Source organism: Nostoc sp., assembly GCF_036917235.1.
Lineage (GTDB): Bacteria > Cyanobacteriota > Cyanobacteriia > Cyanobacteriales > Nostocaceae > Nostoc.
Genome location: NZ_JBALDU010000052.1, coordinates 1 through 4,440 on the forward strand (window position 1 = coordinate 1; position 4,440 = coordinate 4,440).

4 protein-coding genes and 1 pseudogene are annotated in these 4,440 nt (G+C 41.5%); 2 read left to right on the top strand and 3 right to left on the bottom strand.

Going from position 1 to position 4,440, the window contains the following annotated elements; all coding sequences use genetic code 11:
* The first annotated feature begins 464 nt into the window (after positions 1-464).
* Entirely contained in the window at positions 465-1,247 is a 783-nt protein-coding gene (locus V7K44_RS16345; RefSeq protein ID WP_334933000.1) for a Uma2 family endonuclease, read from the top strand.
* A 126-nt stretch (positions 1,248-1,373) separates the two neighbouring features.
* Entirely contained in the window at positions 1,374-2,228 is an 855-nt protein-coding gene (locus tag V7K44_RS16350; protein ID WP_334933001.1) for an HIT family protein, read from the top strand.
* 104 nt (positions 2,229-2,332) lie between these two features.
* Here the strand turns inward: V7K44_RS16350 and V7K44_RS16355 are convergent.
* The 3 genes and pseudogenes from V7K44_RS16355 to V7K44_RS16365 all read right to left on the bottom strand — a co-directional run.
* Positions 2,333-2,560: pseudogene (locus tag V7K44_RS16355) on the bottom strand (hypothetical protein); the annotation flags it as partial.
* Between the two features lie 1,059 nt (positions 2,561-3,619).
* Positions 3,620-4,135, bottom strand: coding sequence for a PRC-barrel domain-containing protein (locus V7K44_RS16360; protein WP_334933002.1), 516 nt, complete (start codon positions 4,133-4,135; stop codon positions 3,620-3,622).
* Between the two features lie 20 nt (positions 4,136-4,155).
* Positions 4,156-4,377, bottom strand: coding sequence for a hypothetical protein (locus V7K44_RS16365; protein ID WP_334933003.1), 222 nt, complete (start codon positions 4,375-4,377; stop codon positions 4,156-4,158).
* Positions 4,378-4,440 lie beyond the last annotated feature (63 nt).

Here is a 4,440-nt window from a genome sequence, read left to right on the forward strand (position 1 = left end):
GAGAGTTCAACCCTTAAATGACAGTAATCTGCTGTCGGGTTGGCTTAGTTATGTACGGACTTACACCGTGATTCACTAAGCAACGAATCGCACTCTTTAGCTAAATCCAATTTATCTTTAATCCAGACACCAAAAAAATCTTTAACGTAGTTTTCTAAAACATCTGTAGCTAAAGTTGCAAGTTTCTCTAGAATCGGTTTAAAAATAAAACCTACAGCGTTAGCAACGCCCCAAGCAATTAAAAACTCAATATCATTTTTTGAACTAAATTTAACAAAATAATATGAGGAGTATAATACATTGCTAATATTCTGGATAAAATTTTATATTTTTTTAATGCCAGCGATCGCTAAAAACTGTAGTCAACACCAAGATTGTTTTTACCTCCAAGATTAAAAGCGATGCTAGCTGAAGATTTGTTAAAAATAACTAATATACTATGCATGGATATTAGGAATAATTTTATGGTTCTACAAGTTAACCCCATCCAAAAAGAACCAATTGTTACTTGGGAAGCACTTCCAGCCGACTTCATTTTACCAGACGATCCAGTGGAAAATATTCAACAACCTGCGATCGCATCTGCGCTTACCGATGCTTTAGGAAGCACAGCACGCATCCAACCCCAGATGCTGATTGGCTCTAATTTTGGACTTGTAGCCACAGTCAACAAAAAAATCGTTGTCAAAGCACCAGACTGGTTTTATGTCCCTCAAGTGCAGTCTGTAGGAACAAATGTAGTTCGTCGCAGCTACACCCCGAATTTAGAAGGCGCTGCTGTAGCTGTAGTGATGGAATTTCTCTCAGACACAGAAGGTGGAGAACTATCAGTTCGCTCAACTCCACCCTACGGTAAACTCTATTATTACGAAAAGATTCTCCAAGTTCCAACCTACGTAACCTACGACCCTTACGAGCCAAGCATAGAACTACGTTGCTTACAAAATGGACAATATACCTTGCAGCAAGCAGACGCCAATGGACGCTTTTGGATTCCTGAGTTAGAGTTATTTCTCGGAATTTGGCAAGGTGAAAGATTATGCCAAACCATGAATTGGCTGCGCTGGTGGGATACAGAAGGAAATTTACTGTTGTGGAGTAGCGAACAAGCCCAACAAGAACGTCAACGTGCTGAACAAGAACGTCAACGTGCTGAACAAGAACGCCAACGCGCTGAACAAGAACGCCAGCGTGCTGATATATTAGCTGCTAGGTTACGTGAGCTAGGTATTGACCCTGATGCGTAAGCATAGCCCGCACTTCGGCATGGTTCGACTCCGCTCACCAGCCGCTCAGTGACCATCGTAGACATCGCATAACCTTAGGGATGCTGGGAATAATAATTTTGGGACATTAACACCAAAATTCATTCCATGAAACAGCAAAAAAATCAGTTCAGCCATCTTACTGCGATCGAAAGAAGTTATCTATCATTTCCGGCACAGTTTTTATTAAATCAAAACCTTCTACAAGGCAAAATATTAGACTTTGGTTGTGGTCTTGGTAATGATGTTAAAATATTGCGCCAAAAAGGTTGTGATATTACAGGCTATGACCCTTATTATTTTCCAAAATATCCTGATACTAAATTCGATACAATAATTTGCTTTTATGTTTTGAATGTTTTATTTACCGAAGAACAAACTAATGTCTTAATGGAAATATCCCACTTATTAAAACCAGGAGGCAAAGCTTATTATGCTGTAAGAAGGGATATCAAAAAAGAAGGGTTTCGAGAACATTATATTCACAAAAAAGCTACCTATCAGTGTATTGCTAAACTTCCCTTTACTTCAATTTGCTTAGATGAATATCGGGAAGTATATGAATATGCTCACTATAATCATCAGCGAAATTCATCAAACTATTGTATATTCTGTAATCCCCATAAAAGTCTCAAACTATTAACTGAATCAGCAACTGCTTATGCTATTTTTGATGGTTATCCAATAAGTAAAGGACATGTTCTAATTATTCCCAAACGTCATGTTAGCAGCTATTTTGAACTCCCATTTAAAGAGCAATCTGCTTGCTGGTTTATGGTGAACAAAGTACAAGAAATTCTCAAAGCAGAATTTGAACCTGATGGCTTTAATATAGGAATGAACATCAATCGAGCCGCAGGTCAAAATATTATGCACGCCAGTATTCATATTATCCCTCGTTACAAAGGTGATACTGTATCTAATAAAAGTGGAATCAGGAACGTTATTCCTAAAAAGCAATAGTTTTTTACTGATAGCTTGCAGTAGCAAATATTGATTTATGGCAAATGCATAAATCTGAAAAACCTGATTTTCAGTCTTGTTGAAAATATTGCAAAATATTTCAGTTAATCCAGATTATCTGGATCTATTCCCAACGCTCTTAATTGTTCTGTCAATTGTTGCACCCGAAGTTCTGCTTGTTGAGCGCGTTGTGCTTCTTGTTGAGCGCGTTGTGTCTCTTGTTGAGCGCGTTGTGTCTCTTGTTTTACTTGTTCTGCGGGCGTGAGATACCGTTGTCCTTGCTCATCATACCAATAGATCCATTCCCGCGTTACGCCGCATTCTGAAGCACGTAACTCTTTGTCAGAGATTTGTGGCTCTTTACTATAGACCGAACTTAGTAAGATATTCAGAACTCCACTTGTTTCAGCTTGACTGACGGCGCGATGTGTAATCAATTCACCTACATTCAATATCACGTTGTCTTCTGGATCGAGAATGACACGGGTAACTGGACGACCCAATGCTTGTTCAATCCGTTGATTTTTCATTGCCCGTCTGCTGCGTCCTTGTAACTTTTCTGCCTTCGCTTTCAAGGCTTGCCAGAAAGTGTTGAGATTCTCTTGAGCGATGCTTGCTCTATCGCCCAGTTGAACTTTGTTTTCTAACCATCTGTCACTCACGGTAGAACGGACTGCGGTTGCCAGATTCAGCCCGACAGCGTTCAGCAATTCTATTTCTTTAGCGTAAATCTGAGCGCGATCGAGGAGGGATTCTGTCACAATCTGCCCAGATGCCGCAATAATTAAGCCATCGTCAGCACGCACTGTTCGCAAGACTCTGCGCCCTCTTGCCTGCTGGATCGCTACATTTACATTTGCTGCCAAGGAATCAACTGAGTGACGCAGACTAGCGGCGCTGCTGTGAGTTACGCTGCCAATTCGATTGCCAGCAGATTCTGTTGCTGCTTGTAAATTGCGGCTGATGTTGGCAGTCAGACTGCCACCCGTGGCTCGATAGAGTTCATCAAGGATACCCAGGCGATCGGCTGCTTCTGCATTGACTAGGGTGACTTCTTGACCCTTTAGTAGCAGTACATTCCCATCTGGAGTCAGCACATCCCGCTCGACACACTTGCCAATCACATATACCTTTTGTTCGGCAGGATCGACCAAATTGTTTGTCAGGGAGGCAGTTACATCTCGATTGAAGTCTTGTAGTTTGCTGCCAGTCGCATCAGTTGCGGCAAGGAATTGCTCGCCTGCATTCTGGCTTGCTGACTGTAGCCCGCGGTTCACTTTCTCTACCGAGCTTTGTAGTTGCTCATTCACAGTTTGAGCTGCTGTTTGTAGTCTACGGTTGGTAGTCTGGGCTGAGTCCTGTAATTTATCTCCAGTTGCCTGAACGGCTCCTCAGATACCACCAACATGTTCTTCCATCAGTTGAGCAGTTTCTGGAGGTACAAAGGCAACATCGTCACCAATTTTCAGTGCTTCGCTAGCAGGAACGAACGATCGCCCCGAATAAGCATCAGCAAATACACCGCCAGAAACTTCGTATCCTTCCACCATTCCACTATGCTCATCGAAGAACAAATCGACTAATCCACCGAGGTCAAGTCCCTCTGTAGTCAGAATTCTCTTTTTTCTCAACACAATATTCTGGTGCAGAATCTCTTTAATTAGAGGGACACGATGTGCGTTCACAACAGATTCTTTTGAGTTAACTACGATCGCATCTGACCCGATCGCTTGTACCTCTTGTAGAGAAATCACTTTTGCATCTCGAAACAGTCCCTTCTCTGCAACTAGAAAACCCAAAAGTTGATTGCGTTGCCGATCAAAAATTAAATCTATAATTCGGACAATTTTCTTACCTGTGTCGTAGGTGACGACCACTTTATCGATAATATCACTACCTTTAAGCATTATATATATCCCTGGTATTTTTATTGATTTGGTTGTTGAATCATTTGTTCGTTAGTCACCTGAAACTTAAGCTGAAAATATCGTCCCTCTCGTCCAAAACCGGGAACTATATCAATCACACCAAAGTATTCGGAAAGTACCCCAAATATGGCAAGCAGAATGATTAAGCTGGTGATATTTGCTCCAGCATTAGAGCGTTGTCCTACGAGTCTAGTACAGCACGGCGGAAATAAACAGACCATATTAGTGGGAGAATAAATAATTAGGGTAAAACCCGTTTCAGGGTGCAGATGAAGGAATCAGGG